The following is a 19539-nucleotide window of genomic DNA, read 5'->3' on the forward strand; positions in this document are numbered from 1 at the left end:
CTATAATAGAAAGAAGTCTAAAAAAGGAACTCTTACTCATGTCTCTCCTCCAACGCACCATCAAGCTAGTATTAGCTACCTGTCTCGCTGCTTGGCTGGCTGACTTTTTAGGTCGGCCCTACTCACCTTCAGCCGGAATTATTGCCATCCTCAGCGTGACTGATACCCGCCGCAGCACAGCAAAGCTAGCTGGCAATCGCTTTTTATCTACCCTGCTGGCTCTGGCTATCGGAAGCCTGGCCTTTCACTTTCTAGGTTTTCATCTCGGAGCATTGGCCATCTATATCGTGATCTATGTACCTCTGGCCTTTCGGCTTGGCTGGGAAATCGGCATCACACCCAGCACCGTTCTGGTCACCCATCTGCTCTTAGAAAAATCCACCTCCTGGTCTCTGCTTGGAAATGAGCTAGCTCTATTTCTTATTGGAACTGGCTTTGCTCTGCTAGCCAATCTCTATATGCCCTCGCGCCAGCAAGAAATTGACAGCTACCATGAGCAAGTGGAAGAACAGCTGAAAAAGATTCTCCTGCGCTTTGAATATTTCTTAAAATCTGGAGACGGCCGAAATGATGCAGCTCTGATCAAGGAGCTGGACAAGATTTTGCAACAGGCCTTGCAGCTGGTCTATCTGGACCACTCCAACCACCTCTTTCACCAGACCAACTACCATATCCACTACTTTGAAATGCGACAGGCCCAAAATAGTATCCTGCAAGACATGGCCTGCAATATCAATAACTGCCATCTAGCAGCCAGTGAAAGCTTGATTTTAGCCCGCCTCTTCTCCCAAACCGCTAAGCAATTGAGCCAGGAAAATCCCGCCCGAGACCTCTTGGGCGAGATTGAAAACTATCTAGCCGTTTTTCGCGAGCGACCACTCCCTAAGACCCGCCAGGAATTTGAAACCCGAGCCATGCTCCTGCAGCTCCTACGAGACTTGGAAACCTTTATTAGGATTAAGGTTGAATTTTACGAAAAATATAAAGAAGACTAGCTGCTTTATTTTGCAAATAAAGTACTAAAACTAAAAAAGAGATAAAGGACTTTAATCATCTTTATCTCCGAATTAAAATAATTTGTTTTCATTTCATGACATCGGCTATATAACTGATGTCTTTTTAATTAGGTTCCTTAGTGTCATAAACCTTGTTTCCCTTAAAATAGACGTAATAGTCCTTATCATCCTCGTCCGCCCAAACGAAGCGAGTAAACATACCTGTCACATCCAGTCCTCGTGGTTTACCTAGTTTTTTGACAACATCTTGGGCTGACATCCCTTTAGAAATACCGCTTAAACTTTCCACCTGCTTAGAGGAAGTGAATGTAATAAGCTTATTCATAACAACAGAATTTTCATCATAACCAATAAGGATTGTATAATTATCCGACTTCCACAGGTCACCTCCACTACTTAGCTCTGAAGTTGGCTGACCTAGTTTAGCACGCACTTCATCCTTTTTAGTAGCAACCCGATCAGACTCCTCTTCAAAATAAATGAGATTGATGGATTTAAATTCTTCCCACTTATCAATATCTTGCATATCAGTAAGGGCGTCCAAAGATTGACCAAAGTCATTAAAGAGAGTATATGGATCATCTTCAATTGCAGAAGACGAACTAGATGAGCTATAGCCATAGTCGTCATCAGAGTATTCTTTTTTGGAAGATGAACTCTGCTTTCTAGAGTAGCTAGAGCTAGACGAGGAAGAAGTATTGCCACTTCGTCTGAAAAGAGGGACAAACATGCAGGCGCTAAGTGTCATCAGACTAAATAAGCAGACTGCAAACAATACAAATTTTTTCATAAAATTCCTTTATTCAATAATATTACTCTTCGATATCAATTCCTTTAGATTCAAATAAGTCACGTACTTCTTTAGAAAATGGAAAAATTGTTCCGTCTATGGTTTTTAAATTCGAAAACTGTGATAGCTCTTTTTCACTCACATTTTCCAAATCAAATTGATCATCTTCACCATCCCATAAAGGGATTAATTGCGCATAGATATCATTACCTCCATCAAAGAAGAGGCTTTCCACATTCTACGCATACTCTTTAGGTATTTCCAACTGTTTGAAATAAGTCTCTACTTCAGGAATTGGTGTCTCATCGAAGTCTTCTGGATCTACAGATAATTTCTCAGATTCACAAAAACTGTAAACATCAAATCGTGGCTCAAGCACGTTTTGTTCATACATTAACTCCTGAATAATAGCCAACTTGAAATTAAAATTGTCAAATTGTAAGAAATCACTCATAAATTAGTTCCTTTCAGAATCAGAACGAAGCCTCTATCTTCTGAATACACCAGTCAATCAGCTCTTCCAGTCGCTCAATAGATTCGGTCATATGCAGGTAGCCCATGACTGCCTCAAAGCCGGTCGACATCCGGTAGGTGACGATGTCTGTATTCTTAGCCTTGGTGTGGCTGTTGGCATTGCGGCCGCGCTTGTAGATATCCTCTTCCTTCTCCGTCAGAATCCCTTCTTCCAGCATGAGAGAGATGAGATTAGCCTGAGCCTTGGCAGAAACGTACTTGGTCGCTTCCCTATGCAGCTGATTGGGCTTGGTCAGCCCCTGAAAAATCAGGTGACGCCGGATATACATGGAGTAGACAGCATCTCCCTCAAAGGCGAGGGCAATACCGTTAATCAGGTTGACATCAGTCACGTGTCCACCTCACTCCGTCCTTAGTATCCAAAAGCTTGATGCCCTGAGCGGCCAATTCATCCCGAATACGGTCCGCAGTCGCAAAGTCTCGATTAGCCCGCGCTGCTTGGCGCTCCTCAATCAAGCGCTCAATGTCCGCATCCAAGACTTCTTCTACAAAAACGATACCAAAAACTTCTAAGAGCTTGGCAAAGGCTGCCTTAACTTCAGCGGTGTAATTGCCAGAGTTGATCCACTTGGCTAACTCGAAGACAACCGTGATACCATTGGCTGCATTGAAATCTTCATCCATGGCGGCAGTGAATTTGTCCAGAAAGGTCTGAAGCTGAGCAGAATCTGCCTGACTAGTGAAAGGCTGCTCATAGGTATTCTTCAAATATTTGAGATTAGTCGCTGCATCATGAACAGCTTTTTCCGTGAAATTAATTGGCTTACGATAATGCTGGGTAGCAAAGAAGAAACGCAGCACCTGACCATCAATTGTCTTGAGGGCATCATGAACGGTGATAAAATTACCTAGAGACTTGGACATTTTGACGTCGTCAATGTTGACAAAGCCATTGTGCATCCAGTAGTTGGCAAAAGTCTGGCCAGTCTTGGCCTCTGATTGGGCGATTTCATTGGTGTGGTGAGGAAATTCTAAGTCTGCTCCTCCGCCGTGGATATCAATAGTATCACCCAAAATCTCCGTCGACATGACCGAACACTCGATGTGCCAGCCTGGGCGACCTGCTCCCCAAGGACTGTCCCAAGAAATCTCACCCAGCTTAGCCGCCTTCCAGAGAGCAAAGTCCACTTTATTTTCCTTACGAGCAGTCTCCTCATCTGTCCGACCAGAAGCACCCAACTCCAAGTCTGCCAGGGTTTTGTTGGCTAATTTGGCATAATTGTGAGATTTTTCCACACGGAAATAGACATCGCCCTCTGACTCATAGGCGTAGCCCTTGTCCACCAAAGTCCGCACAAAGTCAATGATTGCCTCCATAAAGTCAATCACGCGCGGATGCTGAGTAGCCGGCTTAACACCCAAAGCTGATACATCCTCACGAAAAGCTGCGATATACTTGTCCGCCACTTCTTTTGGTGTGATGCCTTCTTCCTTGGCGCGATGGATAATCTTATCATCTACATCTGTAAAATTGGAAATATAATTGACCTCAAATCCCCGATACTCAAAATAGCGACGAACTGTGTCAAAAGCTACTGTTGAGCGGGCATTGCCGACATGGATATAATTATAAACCGTCGGACCGCAGACATACATGCGAACCTTGCCCTCTTCAATGGGCACAAATTCACGTAGGCTGCGGGTCATGGTGTCGTAAATTTTAATCATGCGGTCCACTCCCTTCTCTATTTCTGACTTTTTCGGCTGAAAACCAGCTCTGCAAAAGGGCCAAATTGTCTGAGGCTATCCAGTTGGTAAAAGCGCTGCCCTTCCTCTTGGGTAAAGAGGGGAACCCCCTTTCCTAGGATAAGGGGCGCTATCTGAATAATGAGGTGGTCGAAAAGATCCGCATCCAAGAGCGGTCCTACCAAGGAATTACCACCAATCACAAAGACATTTTTGCCTTTATCAATTTGGTGAACAAAGTCCACCACATCCCCAGCTACTGACTGGTAATTGCTGACAGGCAGGTGCCTATCATGCGTAAAGACATAGTTTTCCGTAGCTTGATAAAAACTTTCTACATCTTGCAAATCTTGGATTTCCTCAAAGGTCCGCTTGCCCATGATGGTGATATCCATTTGCCTGTAAAAGTCATCATAGCCTGTATCCTCTACAGAACCAAGCTGATGCAGCCAGTCTATCCTGTGCTGGCTGTCTGCCAAGTAGCCATCCATGGTGATACAGCCGTAAAAATATACTGCCATTCTTGTAGTTACCTTTCTAGTTCCTTTGCTATTGTCAAAGCGATAGTGAAAAAAGTCATGGCATCAGCTGTCCGCTCTTCATGGCGGGCATCCCAGGTTCGATTATGATGATCCACATAGTCAGCTGTGTAGAAGAACTGATAGACCTTGCTCTTGCGAAATTGACTCCAAGCCATGATAGCTGAAGCTTCCATATCCACCACTTTGGCTCCGGCTGCCAAGCGACGCTTGACCTTATCAGGTGTTTCCCGATAAAAGGCATCCGTCGTCCAAGACTTAGTACGGATATGCTCGATATCGTGCTTGTCAAAGATGGCTTCCAGCTCAACCAGCAGAGACTCGTCATAGGCTACTTCGTCACCCAGTGGGGCATAGTGATAGCTAGTTCCTTCATCTCGCAAAGCGGCTGCAGGCAGGATGATCTTATCCGCCTCAATTGAGCGGTCCAAAACGCCACAGGAACCTAGAATGATGAAATTCGTGAAGCCTCTGGCCGCTAACTCCTCCAGCTGGCCGACTATCATGGGAGCCCCAATCGGAGCCAACATAACTGCTAGCTTGCTAGGTCCTTGGCCATAAATATACCATGGATGCTGTCCGTTTATGCTTTTCAAATAGCCTCCTGGATAGACTGCTTCTGACTCAATCAAACGTTTCAGAATTTCCCCATTAAAGGACAGGATGATGGTTTCACACACTTCACCCTTGTCATGGACTGGCTTTTCAGTTGGCTCAATGACTGCTGCTACATCTTCAAATTCCTCTAATAGCATAGGTTCTCTTTCTTTAAGGCTTCAGCAAATCCGTCTTCATTTTATTTAGGCGGCGCAGCTTGGTCTCATCTTTTTTTGCTTCACTGATATAGCGAGCCCATTCGCGCTGGTGGCTAGGCGGCAGTTTGGTAAAACGCTCCTTGGCAGAACCGTCCAAACCTTCTTTCAGTTCAAGGATTACCTGGTTCAAAATAGCATCTGATAAATCTGACATGTCGGTTCCTCCTGTCATATTTTACTTAGGTAACTTTGCCAACCTTTTCTACAGACTTGACGAATGGTGGCTGGCTTCACGGGCATGCTCTAGCTTGTCTAGATAGTATTCCCGCTTCTCCTCTACCTCGTGAATGGTTGGCTCGTCTTTCTCACCGTGGACACGGACAATCTTCGCTGGTACACCAACAACTGTCACATCACTTGGAACATCCGCCACTACAACTGCACCGGCTCCGACCTTGGCTTTCTCGCCAATCTCAATTGGTCCGATGACTTGAGCATGGGCAGAGACCAAGGCACCCCGACGCACGGTCGGATGCCGTTTGCCTGTATCCTTGCCAGTACCGCCCAGGGTCACACCGTGGTAAAGCATGGCCCCCTTCTCCACAATGGCCGTTTCTCCAATCACCAGGCCACTGCCATGGTCAATAAAGACACCTGACTCAATCTGAGCGCCGGGATGAATCTCAATCTGGGTCCAGAAACGCCAGAATTGACTGTGCATGCGCGCCAGCAGCTTGAAGCCGTTCCGCCACAAAAAATGTGAGAGGCGGTGGGCCGCCAAAGCTTTGATGCCTGGATAGGTTAGCAAGACTTCCAGCGACGTTCGTGCCGCCGGGTCATTTTCCTTTACGATATCAATGGATTCCTTCCACCAACCCATGCTAGCCTCCTTCCTTCTCTAAACAAGGAGAGACGAGAACTAGGCTCGCCTCTGCCGATTTCTGATGAGGTCCACAGGGATGAGCGACCTCTTATTCTTCTGTTTTAGGGATTTCTTGATGGTCCTTATAACCCTTGTGCTCCTTGCGCGGATGATGTCCCTTGTCATGATGATGTTTCGGCTTATCAGACTTTGGCGGACGTGGCAGCAATACTTTCATGGAAGCATCTACCCGACCTTTGGCATCAATCTTGATAACCTTAACATCCACTTCATCACCGATTTGTACAACATCTTCGACGTTGTTGGTCCGAGTCCAAGCCAGCTCTGAGATGTGAACCAGTGCATCTGTCTTGTCAAAGAGATTGACAAAGGCACCGAATTTCTCAATCCGAACAACCTTGGCATGGTAAACTTCGTCCACTTTTGCTTCGCGGACCAAGCCAGCAATGATTTCCTTGGCACGATTAATCGCGTCTTGGTCGCTAGAGTAGATAGATACATTGCCCTCTTCATCAATGTCAATCTTGACACCGGTTTCAGCGATAATCTTGTCGATGGTTTCCCCACCTTTTCCGATAACAATCTTAATCTTATCCACATCAATCTTGATGGTGTCAATTTTCGGAGCAGTTGGAGCCAACTCAGGACGTGGAGCTGGAATCGTCGCTTCAATCAAGTCAAGGATTTCAAAGCGGGCTTTCTTAGCCTGAGCCAGAGCTTCTGTCAAGATTTCTGCAGTAATTCCTTCAATCTTGATATCCATTTGCAGGGCGGTAATCCCTTCACGGGTACCAGCTACCTTAAAGTCCATATCGCCAAAGTGGTCTTCCAAACCTTGAATGTCCGTCAGAACTGTGTAGTTGCTGCCATCTGAAATCAAGCCCATAGCAATTCCGGCAACCGGAGCCTTAATCGGCACACCTCCGGCCATCAGAGCCAAAGTGCCCGCACAGATAGAGGCTTGGGAGGATGAACCGTTTGACTCCAAGACTTCTGCTACCAGACGAATCGCGTACGGAAACTCTTCCAAGCTAGGCAAGACTTGCTCCAAGGCACGTTCCCCAAGAGCACCGTGTCCAATTTCACGACGGCCAGGAGCCCCATAACGGCCTGTTTCACCGACAGAATATTGCGGGAAATTATAGTGGTGCATGAAGCGTTTCTTGTATTCTGGATCCAAACCGTCAACGATTTGTGTTTCCCCCATTGGTGCCAGAGTCAGGACAGATAAGGCCTGGGTTTGCCCGCGAGTAAAGAGACCAGAACCATGCACGCGCGGCAGGTAATCCACTTCTGCATCCAGCGGACGGATTTCATCAACCTTACGACCGTCAGGACGGATCTTATCTTCAGTAATCAAACGGCGCACTTCCGCATGCTCCATTTGCTCCAAGATTTCAGCCACATCACGCATAATACGGTCGAATTCTTCGTGGTCCGCGTATTTCTCTTCATAGACTGCTGTAACTTGGTCTTTGACGGCCTGAGTCGCGGCTTCACGCGCCAGCTTTTCTTCTACCTGAACAGCCTTTTGCAAGTCGCTGTTGTAGGCTGCGATAATCTCTGCCTGCAGCTCTTCATCAACATGCAGCAATTCTACTTCTGCTTTTTCCTTGCCGACTGCTGCGACAATTTCTTCTTGGAAGGCAATCAATTCTTTGACTGCTTCATGCCCTTTGAGAAGAGCTTCCAACATGATATCTTCAGACAGTTCCTTAGCTCCGGATTCTACCATGTTGATAGCATCTTTGGTACCAGCCACTGTCAGTTCCAAAAGCGAAACTTCTTTTTGTTCCTTGCTAGGGTTGATGATAAATTCACCATCTATATAGCCGACCTGAACTCCTGCGATAGGGCCGTTAAAAGGAATATCTGAGATAGAAAGAGCCAGAGAGCTACCGAACATAGCAGCCATTTGAGGCGAAGCATCTTCGTCATAAGAAAGAACGGTATTGATAACCTGAACTTCATTGCGGAAACCTTCCGCAAACATAGGACGAATCGGACGGTCAATCAAGCGAGCAGTCAAAGTCGCATCTGTTGACGGACGGCCTTCGCGCTTGTTAAAGCCACCAGGATATTTCCCAGCCGCATACATTTTTTCCTCATAGTTGACCTGTAATGGGAAAAAGTCACCAGTAGCCATCTTTTTGGACATGGTTGCCGCAGTTAAAACGGTACTTTCTCCATATCGAACAACGGCGCTGCCATTTGCCTGTTTTGCAACCTGACCGGTTTCAACTACCAACTCACGGCCTGCAAAAATAGTTTTAAAAACTTGTTTTGTCATAAAGACTCCTTGCCGAGCACATGCTCAAATTTTTTCATACGCCTTGGCTACAAAGATCAAGATATTAAGCCCGTCAAAAGCAACGTAAAAATAGGAAAGCGAGCGACGGAGCGACTGCTCCTAGATAGATTTATCTTTTTCTACAGAGTTGGAGGCGTGTTCAATTCTCAAGATACTAAAGGGCGGTTCAACTTAGCTTTAATTTCATGCCCTTAGTAGCTTATTATATCCTCATCTTTGTATCAAGCACGTACAGACCTTATTTTACCACAATTTCAGGCAAAAGAAAAAGGCTTAGACAGCCTTTTTAAATGAATATCTTGAATCTACATATTTTTAGATTTTAGAGCCAGTTATAGTTCTCCACAAGGATTAAAGCTAATCAATTGTTTCTCGGCTAACGGATTAAGACGAACTTAGAGTCGTATAATAAAAAAGAGCCCTAATAGAACTACGGTTACAGATTATTCAAATTTTGATTCATTTGCGTCATTGGCAGGTTTCATATTGATTTGGAAAAGATTCGCAATGTTTTCTTTATCAATCGTAGCTTTTCCTTTACTATCTACTTTAATAGCAAGGTAATTGATATATGTTCAGGAATAACTTGATGTTCATCACTTGCGACAATTAGGATTCTATGTATATCATGGCTAAAGTAATTGAATTTTTGCTTTTCCAAGGAAGAACTATCCTTTAAAAATCAAAAGTTGATTCACTTAGAATTTATTAAGAACAATAAGAATGATTTGGAAAAGAAGGAAAGAAAAAAAGAGAGCCTGAGCTCTCAGTTAAATTAACGAATTCGTAAGCTTTTCATAATCTGTATTTGTAAATTATATCTATATAAGCTATCGTTACTTCGTGTAATTGAAAAACATCCAATACGCTGAGCAATTTCTTCTAACTTTGAAATTGAATACTTAGTATAAGTTACCCTCTTTTTGAGTAAAAGTAATATATCATCAGTATCAGAAAATTGGTTAAGAATAATTCTTCCTTTAGAACTTGAATTAACAGTAAACAAACTGAATAAGAGTGCAGTCTGTTCCGAGGTAAATTGGTTTGAGTACTTCTTCCTAAAATAGTGGAATGTCCTCAAAAGATTTTTTAGTATATTATCAGAATTGATAAACTTATAACTAAAACCAATTCCAAATTTCAACTTATGGTCAATTCCTTTTTCACCGCTGGAAGTAACTCCATAGATCAAATTTTTTATTCTATAATAAAGAATCCAAAAATCTTTATCAGTATGGCTGGAAGAGTTATAATATTTGAAGTATCTGGTCAATCTGTTCAGAATTTTTTTATCATACTTATTTTTAGAAATATCAATATATAACTTCTCGTCTTTTATATTAAAATTATATCCTAGATAGTCAAATTTTAGTTCATTATTAGCTAATCCATATTCATATATATCTGTCTTAGTTTCATTAGCTGATAAACTTATTTCGTTCAATAACCTAAATAATAATTTCTTCTCACTTTCCTTATTAATAGTATTATCTACAGGATAGCTTTTTACCATTAATATATCATCTACATATCTAACATAGAAAATTGGAGAAAATTTCCTCCTTATAGCATCATCAAATTCCTCTAAATAGACTTCAGATAATGCACTGGAAAAAGGCATCCCCAAAGGAACACCAGAAATGTGATTATTAAATATAAAAGATTTAATAACATCCAAACTACTATCTTTTAACAAAGAAGATTTAACTATTTTTTTATAAAGTATATGTTTGTTAATCGAAGGAAAGAAATTGGAAATATCTGCTTTAATTACATAAAAATTCTGATTTGTAGCAGATAAACCTGATTGATTACAATAAATATTCCCTTGACTTAAAAATTGAATCAATGATTTAATAATAACATTTCTATTTGGAATAACTAGATTGAATTTATTGATCAATTCAGTATTTAAATCCTTGAATTCCGAACGTCGGGATTCATCTTTTAATTTATAAACTTGTCTCTCACCTTGGTAGATTTCTACAAATATTGAATCAAATTTCATAAAATACTCCTAAAATTGTAGGCAAACTGAGTAGGATAATAAAATCCTACTCTAGATAAATATCATGGTAAATTACCGTGATATCTTAAGCTAAGCTTGAAATAATCTTTTTGTGTGTGAGAGAAAAACATCTTGTTTAACTAGTATAAAATATTTAGTTACTTCTCTTGCCTACTGCTCTATGATACAATATAAGAAACTAAAATTCAAGGACAGATAGCAATTATGAATAAAAAATACCTTAAACAAGAATGGTTTTTAACAACCGAAGTTTTACCTTCCGAGGTTCCAACATTTTTTACAAATTTACCATTGAAAAATAATTTAAAAAATCTAATAAATTTAGTTCCGACAGATATTGAAAATTTCAACAAAAAATTCAATGAGAAGCATACCATTCCCTTAAAATATGAAATACCGAAAAATAATGGTAGTTATAGAACAATTTCTTTAATGCATCCTTCTTCACAGTTAAAATTTCTATTTTATATTATGAAATACGAATACCTGCTAATCAACTTTCTTCAAAAGTCAAAATTCAATGTTCGTAAAGTTCAAAAAGCAAATACTATAACATATGCAGAGAGTAAAGCTCTAGATAAAGAGCGATTAAAAATTGAACAAGATTTTGGTATTACAGGAATTAGTACTATTACAAACGAAGAATTAGATCGTTTTTTTAAAAAATATTTTACCTATAATAAGCATTATAAATTATCTGGTATCATAAACTCCCCCAGTTTTAATCGAGATAGTTTACGGTTTAGATTTTTTTCTAAGCTTGATATTCAGAATTTTTTTGGAAGTATCTATACACATTCTATTACATGGGCAATAGTTGGAGACAAACATTTAGGGAAAGACTATTCTAAGCGAAGTTTAAAGAATACATTTGCTGCTCAGTCAGATACAATACAGCAAAAAAGTAACGATAATGAAACTAATGGTATCTTGATTGGACCAGAGATAAATAGAATAATCGCTGATATCATTCTAACACATTGTGATTACAGCATTGAAAAGAACTTAAATCATCAAAATATTCATTTCAATAAAAACTATAAAATCTATCGCTTTGTTGATGATTATTATATTTTTTCCTCAACGTATGAAATATTAGAAACTATTGAGCAGGAAATTGCCAGAGAGCTTTCAAATTTCAATTTAAAACTAAATTTTGAAAAACACCAAATCAAAGAACAACCCTTCTCGCTATCTGATACCCCTATCATACAGTTAAAACAACTTCTTAATGTGTTTTCTAATAATCGTGAAATAAATCAATTGAAGTTATTAAAAAATGATAATTTAGAAAAATATCTGCAACTTGAGCCCTCCTATAAACTTTCGATAACTCAGATTTTAATCAATGAGTCTGCTTGGATACAACTATACGAAACAATAAGAGATATTGTTAGCACTACCCCTAGTTCTAAAAGACGAATCACTTTATATTTTTTAAAATTTATTTCTCTGAAAATTTATGAACCAATTTTTATGGGCAGTGAAAGCACTTATTTTTTCAGATACCTTCGTACAATTTATATTGCTTTAGACGAAATAAACAATATATACTCAATACACCCTGACTCTGACACAACCAAGGCATACATTAAAACTCTAATGAAATTTAGAGCCTCGTTATCCAATTTAAGATTAATAATCAATAAGAATAAAGAAGAGTTTATAAAAAACAGTGAAAATTATCTATCAGATATTGAAAACAAAATATTCGAAAATATCTATAGAATATTGAAAAATAACTCAAATAGAATCAATAATATATCTGATTTAATTGTATATTTAAAGTCTTTTGATAAGAAATTGAGCACACAATTTTTGTGTCAACTACTAGACGAAAATCCAGAGGATTACTTTACTCTCTGTGCTGTTGGATATTATATAATCGGGAATGAAACTAGATATAGGGTCGTCTTAAAATATCTTTTTAAATCAATATTGAATTTTATCCAAAATTACCAAACACATACAATCAGCCTTTTAGAAGATGCTAAATATTTTTATATTTTAAATGATTTTATTCATTATCCAGAATTTCAAAAACTAAAAATAAAAAGAAAATCTGCAAAAAAAATCTTACAAGAATCCAAAAATAAAGAATTAAATAAGCTAGGACAGAGCAGTATTTATTACAAAATTTTCAATCTGCTTATGGAGCAGTCTTATTATAACTGGAATCTAAAACAAATTGATTTTGAAAAATTACAAATTCAAAAAATAATCACTGATAAAAATAATTCTTCTTTTGATGATTACTAACATGATTCCAAGATTAAAAAACAATGTTAAAATGTTACCTTATGTTCGTATGGTGATATGAGTTGACTTTGAAAGATTATGTCTTTGGTAGCTTGTTTATAGCTAATCAGACATAAACTATTATTTTTATCAAAGTGAACATAAAAAGAATGCTGATAAATCAACATTCTTTTTTTATTTCAAATACTTTCTCATAATTAGAGCGATGGTTGAAAACTGAATTTTCGTATACTAAACTCCTTAATAATATAATGCCAACTCCTAAAACATATGCTATTTTTGCATTAAATTCAATTAGAATGCTCTTTTATCAGAATTTTTTTATCACATATCTATTCTAGGCAGGACATTTTAGGTGATTTTTTGCTATACTATTTCTATATACGACAAAAGGAGTAGACTATGGAACAAAAACATCGTTCTGAATTTCCAGAAAATGAACTCTGGGACCTAACAGCCCTTTACCAAGACCAGGAGGACTTCCTGCGGGCCATCGAAAAGGCCAGAGAGGACATCCAGAAATTCGTCCGTGATTATCAAGGCAAGCTCAGCACTTTCGAAGATTTTGAGCGGGCTTTTGCTGAGCTAGAGCAGATTTATATCCAAATCAGCCACATTGGCAACTACGGCTTTATGCCACAGACCACTGACTTTGGCGACGAGAGCTTTGCGCAGATTGCCCAAGCAGCTATGGAGTTTGAGACCGAGGCCAATGTCGCACTCAGCTTCTTTGACGACGCCCTAGTCGGCGCAGACGAGGCTGTCTTGGAGAGACTAGGCCAAGAGCCCCATTTGACCTCAGCCATTCGCCAAGCTAAAATCAAAAAAGCCCACTATCTGGGAGCGGATGTCGAAAAAGCCTTGACCAATCTAGGTGAAGTCTTTTACAGTCCACAGGATATTTACACCAAGATGCGGGCCGGCGACTTTGCTATGGCTGACTTTGAAGTAGACGGCAAAGTTTACAAAAACAGCTTTGTCACCTATGAGAATTTCTATCAAAACCATGAAAATGCAGAAATCCGCGAAAAAGCTTTCCGCTCTTTCTCTGAAGGCCTTCGTCAGCATCAAAATACTGCTGCAGCTGCCTATCTGGCTCAGGTCAAGTCTGAAAAACTGCTGGCTGACATGAAAGGCTTTGACTCTGTCTTTGACTACTTATTGGCAGAGCAAGAAGTTGATCGCTCTATGTTTGACCGGCAGATTGACTTGATTCTGAGCGAATTTGCCCCAGTAGCTCAGAAATACCTCAAGCATGTCGCTAAGGTAAACGGACTTGAAAAAATGACCTTTGCCGACTGGAAACTGGACTTGGACAGCGAGCTCAATCCCGAAGTCAGCATTGACGACGCCTATGACCTTGTCATGAAATCAGTCGAGCCACTCGGAAAAGAATACTGCCAAGAAGTTGCCCGCTATAAGGAAGAACGCTGGGTCGATTTTGCGGCCAATGCTGGAAAGGATTCTGGAGGCTATGCTGCTGATCCTTATCGAGTTCACCCTTATGTTCTCATGAGCTGGACTGGCCGTATGAGTGATGTCTATACTCTGATTCACGAGATTGGCCACTCTGGTCAATTTATCTTCTCTGACAATCACCAAAGCTACTTTAACGCCCACATGTCTACCTACTACGTGGAAGCACCCTCTACCTTTAATGAGCTCCTGCTCAGTGATTATCTGGAACGCCAGTTTGATAACCCACGCCAGAAACGCTTTGCCCTGGCTCACCGTCTGACGGATACCTACTTCCACAACTTCATCACTCACTTGCTGGAAGCTGCCTTCCAACGCAAGGTCTATACTTTGATTGAAGAAGGCGGAACCTTCGGTGCAAGCAAACTCAACGCTATCATGAAAGAAGTTTTGACAGAATTCTGGGGCGATGCCGTTGAGATTGACGACGATGCTGCCTTGACTTGGATACGCCAAGCTCACTACTACATGGGGCTTTACAGCTATACTTACTCCGCAGGCTTGGTCATTTCTACCGCCGGCTACCTACATCTGAAAAATGACGAAAATGGTGCCCGTGACTGGCTTGAGCTACTCAAATCTGGCGGCAGCAAGACTCCGCTTGAGTCTGCTATGATTATCGGAGCAGATATTTCGACGGATAAACCACTCCGCGACACCATTCAGTTCTTGTCTGACACAATTGATCAGATTATTGCTTACAGCGAGGAGTTAGGGCAATAAAGAATAAACAAAATCAGCTTGAAGATTTGCTTCAAGCTGATTTTTAAACAGTTTAATAAAAATAAAGAGACCCAAAAAAGCGGAGATAAAGTAAAATATAGGCACTAAAACAAGCGATAAATATAAGCCATCTTGTCCAGTACTGTGACTTAGTATAATTCTTCATTCGCAGCAGGCCGATGAAAAACCAAATCAGACTCCAAAAAACCAGACCTAATATCTGAGGGGCAAAATACGAAATTAAAAGCAAAACAGGGATCAACAAAGCCAATACTAGTATGATTCTTTTTTGCGTGATCTGCTCTCTAGGAATCATCCACCCCACAAAGAAACACAAAACCGCTGGAGCGATGAATGGTGTAAAAATCATAAAGACAAATAAAAGATGTTTTAGAAACTCAATAATAATCATTACCACATTCCCATCATTTTTAAATAACCCAGCTCTCTAGCACGATCCATTGGAAAAAATTTACCTCTACTTATTATACCTTAAAAAGTGAATTTTCGAACAAAAATTTTAAATTGACTCATTATTGTTACAATCGCAATAAAAAAACCACTCTATAACCAGAGCAGCCTTAATTTTAAATAGGTCTAATTTAATCTTCCACTCACCTTATCCCAATTCTGCCACAATGGCTTTAATCTGCTGGGCAGTATGAACGCCCGCTACCTGCTTGACGATTTGACCGTCTTTTTTAAAGAGCAAGGTCGGGATAGACATGATGCCAAAGGCGCGTGCTGTAGCGGGATTTTCGTCCACATCCATCTTGACAATCTTGAGCTCATCTTCGGAAAGTTCCTCTGAGAGCTTGTCAAGGATTGGCCCCTGCATCCGACAAGGTCCGCACCAAGTGGCCCAAAAGTCAATTAGCACTAATCCATCTTTTGTTTCTTGCTCAAATGTTGCATCTGTGATTGCTTTTACCATTATTTTTCTCCTTTATTCTTAGTCAAACTTTGTCAAATCCTGCTTCATCAGGAAAAAGAAAACATCGCCGTAAGTACCCTGATAGTTCAAATCATGACCTTTATAAGTCAGTTTTTTAACTGGGTAATAGTCCGCCACACCAATCAAGCAGGCTTGCTGGGACTGCTCAAACTCCTGATAAGACTCAAAGGTCATCTTTCGCTCCTGCTTGACAGCATCCAAATATGTAATTTCAATCATAATTTCTCCTTTTTCAAATTACTCTTGTAATTTTTATTTTATGACTATATTGTAACGCCTTTAGTTACATCTGTCAAATAAAACGACTTGGAGAAATCAATTCACTTTTTAAGCCACTCACCGATTGCCTGATAAACGAAAAGCCTCCCATCGGAAGACTTTCCCATATAAATAAGAAAAAACAGGTTCAATGCCCCTTGTGCTTTTTCAACCGTTTTTGCTGTTTGAGTTCAAATTTCCTTTGCTTAGCCAGTTCTTTCTGCTGCTTGCGCTTGACTCGAGCGATTTTCTTTTGCTCTTCAAACTGCAGCTTCAGCGCTTCCTGAGACTTTGAAGAACGAGAAGCCATCTGCTCTTTTTTAGCCTGTTTCTGCAGGCGTTTAGGACTGACCGACTTAGTCCTCTCCTTCACTCTGATGCTAGGACTAAACTGCAACCGATGATAATAACGGTTTAGAAAATCCAACAATTCCTGCGTGCTAGGCTCTGCACCAAAGGTGACTCGGCAAACTCTATAAGATTGAGCATGTTCCTGCTCAAAAAGACCGTGCCAGAATCCCTCTTCAAAATAAACTGTCAGCGTCATTGAAATCTTATCCATGACAGCACCTCCTTTAAAAATCCCTAAGAATGGACAACCAAGGAGGAAGGTTACTGACAAAAAATGGATTTTTGCGTCTGGACTACCAACCAGAACAGTGTTTTTATCTTAGTAGCTACAGTCTAGCAAGATTTTCTAAAAAATTCAAGGTTATAGAAATCTCTCTTAGATAAGTGAATTGGATTTTCTTACATGAAATCCAGAAAAATTAAAGAGCAAGAAAGCTCTCTCCTTGTAAAATACATTCATTTCCGCTATAATACTACAAATAATGAAAGGAGAGAACTATGAAGTATATTTGGGCTTTCTTAGCAGCCTTGAGCTTGGCTGGACTGGCTCTGTTCTTCTGGCATTCCCAGACCAAACCGAATCCTACCCCTCCTAAGCCAGAAACCACACAGACAGCCTCTAGCGAGAAGAGCAACAAGCAACCGACTCCGACACAAGACATCGTGTCCGAAGAGTACAGTATTTCATACGACGACAAGCAACTCTACGGAAATATTACTGCTCCTCGTGACTACAAGAGTAAAAAATTGCCGACTATTGTTATCGCGCATGGATTTAACAACACCCTTGAGCAATATGAAATGTACAGCCAACTGCTGGCAAAGCAAGGTTATCTGGTTTACAGCTTTGATTTCTACGGCGGCAGCCTCCAATCGAAAAGCGGTGGACAAGATATGCTGAATATGTCAGTCAAGACCGAACTCACAGACTTGACTCAAGTCATGGAAAAACTGAGTTCTGAGACCTTTGTAGATAAGAGCAGAATGAGCTTATTCGGTGCCAGCCAAGGTGGTGTCGTTGCCAGTCTCTATGCTGCTGCTTATCCGGACCGCGTGCACAAACTCATGCTTATCTTTCCAGCTTTCGTTCTTTTTGACGATGTTCAGGAGACTTACCGACAGCTGGGAAGTCCCGACTTCGATCAACTTCCTGATAGCCTGACACACCGCAATGCTACCCTGGGCAAGATTTATCTAATCGATGCCTTAGACATTGACATCCAAGTAGAGCAGGCCAAAATCACAGCTCCGACTCTCATTATCCACGGTACTGATGATGCAGTCGTGCCCTACCAGTATGCTGTTCAAGCCAGCCAGACCATTCCAAATGCAGAGCTTTTCACTGTGGAAGGTGGGGAGCATCGCATCGACGAAAGATTTGCTATCACTGCCGCTCCTGCAATCCAAAAATTCCTGAAAGAGTAAATTTGCTGATAGAAAAAGTTCTTCTAAAATAATAGAAGGGCTTTTTTGGACCACAAAAAGAGTCTGACTGAGTTAGAAGCAAGACTAAGGAAAAGCCCTCTGAATCCAGAGGGGGTGATTTGTGCTCGGACTAAGATCCCAGTGAAAAAGAAAAAGCACTCTACAAATAATAGTGCTCCATTCTTGCAGGATAAAATGTTTCTAGACAAGGCGACGAGCCGAAGATTGTATTAAAATTCTCTTGAAAAATAAAAAATCTCCCCTAAGGGAGAAGATCTGGTTTATTTTACCTTGCAGTGCTAGGAACCGTAACCGAAGATAATACTTGAGTATATCGAGGTAAGGTGACGAGGCAATGTAAGTAGAAAATAAAGCAGATTAGCGACGAAGTCCAAGAGAGTTAATCAACTCACGGTAACGGTTAACGTCGTTCTTACGAAGGTAAGCCAAGAGGTTACGACGGCGACCGATTTTCTTCATCAAACCACGGTAAGTAGCGTGGTCTTTTTTGTGTTGTTTGATGTGGTCGTTGAGGTGGTTGATTTCCCAAGTAAGGACAGCAACTTGTACCTCTACTGAACCAGTGTCACCTTCGTGACGTGCGTATTGTGCAATGATTTCATTTTTTTTCTCTTTTGAGATTGCCATGATATACTCCTTTTCTTTACGCTTCATCCGAGTGACAGGTTTGGCATGGCCTGCAACCAAGAAGAAGTTATTTGTCTTTACGACATACTTATTCTACCAAGAAGGTCTACCTTTGTCAAATGATTCTGTTTCAACTCTTTTGTATGAGGAATTCAGGCTCTTTCATTTACAATTCAACGCCGAAGATTGCCAAAGAAAGCATTTCTTCCTCGGTTAATCTCCGCCATTCTCCGAGAGCTAGTGCGGGATCCAACTGTAGGGGCCCCATCGTGAGGCGCTGAAGATCCGTAACTTCTTTTCCGCAGGCAGCCACCATACGCTTGACCTGATGGAACTTGCCCTCAGTTAAGGTAATTTCTACAAGAGAAGTCTCTTTTGCTTCATCCAGCTCTACAATCTTGAGCTGAGCTGGCTGGCAGGTGAAGTCTTTCAGTTCTATTCCTGCAGCAAAGCGCTCCTCATCTGCTTGGTTCATCAGGCCTGCTACTTGAGCTCGGTAGATTTTTTCTACGTGCTTTTTGGGTGACAGCATGGCATGGGCCAGCTTGCCATTATTGGTCAGAAGGAGCAGGCCGTGGGTATCAATATCCAAGCGGCCGACAGGAAAGACTTCTTTCTGACGGGCAGTCTCGTCCAGCAAGTCCAGAACCGTCTTATGACGGTCATCCTCTGTCGCCGAAATGACTCCCTGCGGCTTGTTGAGAAGGTAGTAAACGAATTTTTCATAGGTCAGCCTTTGGCCAGAAACAACAATCTCATCTGCTCTTTCATCAATCTGAGCCTTAGGTGATTTCTCTGCTCTGCCATTGACCAAAACCAGCCCTTTCTTTAGGAGCTGCTTAACCTGAGCGCGTGAGCCCAGACCATTTTCTGCTAAAAATTTATCCAGACGCATCGTATA

19 protein-coding genes and 1 pseudogene are annotated in these 19539 nt (G+C 40.9%); 4 read left to right on the forward strand and 16 right to left on the reverse strand.

Annotated features, from left to right (window positions below):
- Nucleotides 1–38 precede the first annotated feature (38 nt).
- Complete coding sequence (locus tag SSV_RS09495) at nt 39–995, forward strand: aromatic acid exporter family protein (protein ID WP_072074598.1); 957 nt, start codon at nt 39–41, stop codon at nt 993–995.
- A 124-nt stretch (nt 996–1119) separates the two neighbouring features.
- Here SSV_RS09495 and SSV_RS12380 read toward each other — a convergent pair whose 3' ends face one another.
- From SSV_RS12380 to SSV_RS09555, 10 genes and pseudogenes are all read right to left on the reverse strand, one after another.
- Complete coding sequence (locus tag SSV_RS12380) at nt 1120–1542, reverse strand: hypothetical protein (RefSeq protein ID WP_002905370.1); 423 nt, start codon at nt 1540–1542, stop codon at nt 1120–1122.
- A 286-nt stretch (nt 1543–1828) separates the two neighbouring features.
- A pseudogene (locus tag SSV_RS09505) lies at nt 1829–2260 on the reverse strand (DUF6892 domain-containing protein).
- 19 nt (nt 2261–2279) lie between these two features.
- The gene (locus tag SSV_RS09510; RefSeq protein WP_072074599.1) at nt 2280–2672 is read right to left on the reverse strand and encodes a Mini-ribonuclease 3; all 393 of its coding nucleotides are present in this window, start codon (nt 2670–2672) and stop codon (nt 2280–2282) included.
- Nucleotides 2665–4008, reverse strand: coding sequence for a cysteine--tRNA ligase (gene cysS, locus SSV_RS09515; RefSeq protein ID WP_072074600.1), 1344 nt, complete (start codon nt 4006–4008; stop codon nt 2665–2667). The genes SSV_RS09510 and cysS overlap by 8 nt, the downstream gene beginning before the upstream one ends.
- Nucleotides 4009–4025: 17 nt before the next feature.
- Complete coding sequence (locus SSV_RS09520) at nt 4026–4547, reverse strand: dihydrofolate reductase family protein (protein ID WP_072074601.1); 522 nt, start codon at nt 4545–4547, stop codon at nt 4026–4028.
- An 8-nt stretch (nt 4548–4555) separates the two neighbouring features.
- Nucleotides 4556–5320 carry a nucleoside phosphorylase gene (locus SSV_RS09525; RefSeq protein WP_072074602.1) on the reverse strand — a complete coding sequence of 255 codons (765 nt, stop codon included), beginning with the start codon at nt 5318–5320 and terminating at the stop codon, nt 4556–4558.
- Between the two features lie 13 nt (nt 5321–5333).
- A complete protein-coding gene (locus SSV_RS09530; RefSeq protein WP_072074603.1) occupies nt 5334–5552 on the reverse strand; it encodes a YdeI/OmpD-associated family protein in 219 nt (72 codons plus the stop codon).
- 30 nt (nt 5553–5582) lie between these two features.
- Nucleotides 5583–6200 (reverse strand): serine O-acetyltransferase, encoded by a 618-nt coding sequence (gene cysE / locus SSV_RS09535; protein WP_072074604.1) that lies wholly within the window; start codon nt 6198–6200, stop codon nt 5583–5585.
- 91 nt (nt 6201–6291) lie between these two features.
- Nucleotides 6292–8493 (reverse strand): polyribonucleotide nucleotidyltransferase, encoded by a 2202-nt coding sequence (gene pnp / locus SSV_RS09540; RefSeq protein WP_072074605.1) that lies wholly within the window; start codon nt 8491–8493, stop codon nt 6292–6294.
- A 796-nt stretch (nt 8494–9289) separates the two neighbouring features.
- Nucleotides 9290–10522, reverse strand: coding sequence for an RNA-directed DNA polymerase (locus SSV_RS09555; RefSeq protein WP_072074607.1), 1233 nt, complete (start codon nt 10520–10522; stop codon nt 9290–9292).
- 225 nt (nt 10523–10747) lie between these two features.
- Between SSV_RS09555 and SSV_RS09560 the strand changes: the two genes are divergently transcribed.
- Both SSV_RS09560 and pepF read left to right on the forward strand, forming a co-directional pair.
- Nucleotides 10748–12802, forward strand: coding sequence for an RNA-directed DNA polymerase (locus tag SSV_RS09560; RefSeq protein WP_072074608.1), 2055 nt, complete (start codon nt 10748–10750; stop codon nt 12800–12802).
- 402 nt (nt 12803–13204) lie between these two features.
- Nucleotides 13205–15001 carry an oligoendopeptidase F gene (gene pepF, locus SSV_RS09565; RefSeq protein ID WP_072074609.1) on the forward strand — a complete coding sequence of 599 codons (1797 nt, stop codon included), beginning with the start codon at nt 13205–13207 and terminating at the stop codon, nt 14999–15001.
- A 52-nt stretch (nt 15002–15053) separates the two neighbouring features.
- Here the strand turns inward: pepF and SSV_RS09570 are convergent, their stop codons facing one another.
- The 4 genes from SSV_RS09570 to SSV_RS09585 form a co-directional block, all read right to left on the reverse strand.
- Nucleotides 15054–15413, reverse strand: a complete 360-nt coding sequence (locus SSV_RS09570) for a hypothetical protein (RefSeq protein ID WP_072074610.1) — start codon at nt 15411–15413, stop codon at nt 15054–15056.
- A 207-nt stretch (nt 15414–15620) separates the two neighbouring features.
- Nucleotides 15621–15935 carry a thioredoxin gene (gene trxA, locus SSV_RS09575; RefSeq protein WP_072074611.1) on the reverse strand — a complete coding sequence of 105 codons (315 nt, stop codon included), beginning with the start codon at nt 15933–15935 and terminating at the stop codon, nt 15621–15623.
- 18 nt (nt 15936–15953) lie between these two features.
- Complete coding sequence (locus SSV_RS09580) at nt 15954–16175, reverse strand: DUF4649 family protein (RefSeq protein WP_002899027.1); 222 nt, start codon at nt 16173–16175, stop codon at nt 15954–15956.
- Between the two features lie 187 nt (nt 16176–16362).
- On the reverse strand, nt 16363–16776 hold the full coding sequence (locus SSV_RS09585; RefSeq protein ID WP_072074612.1) for a YjdF family protein: 414 nt from the start codon (nt 16774–16776) through the stop codon (nt 16363–16365).
- 287 nt (nt 16777–17063) lie between these two features.
- On the opposite strand from SSV_RS09585, the gene SSV_RS09590 reads away from it, so the two are divergent.
- The gene (locus SSV_RS09590; RefSeq protein ID WP_072074613.1) at nt 17064–17990 is read left to right on the forward strand and encodes an alpha/beta hydrolase family protein; all 927 of its coding nucleotides are present in this window, start codon (nt 17064–17066) and stop codon (nt 17988–17990) included.
- A 378-nt stretch (nt 17991–18368) separates the two neighbouring features.
- Here SSV_RS09590 and rpsO read toward each other — a convergent pair whose 3' ends face one another.
- Nucleotides 18369–18638 carry a 30S ribosomal protein S15 gene (gene rpsO / locus SSV_RS09595; protein WP_004193424.1) on the reverse strand — a complete coding sequence of 90 codons (270 nt, stop codon included), beginning with the start codon at nt 18636–18638 and terminating at the stop codon, nt 18369–18371.
- Nucleotides 18639–18804: 166 nt separating this feature from the next.
- A complete protein-coding gene (locus SSV_RS09605; protein WP_072074615.1) occupies nt 18805–19533 on the reverse strand; it encodes a pseudouridine synthase in 729 nt (242 codons plus the stop codon).
- Nucleotides 19534–19539 lie beyond the last annotated feature (6 nt).

It is taken from the genome of Streptococcus sanguinis, assembly GCF_001078705.1.
Taxonomy (GTDB): domain Bacteria; phylum Bacillota; class Bacilli; order Lactobacillales; family Streptococcaceae; genus Streptococcus; species Streptococcus sanguinis_D.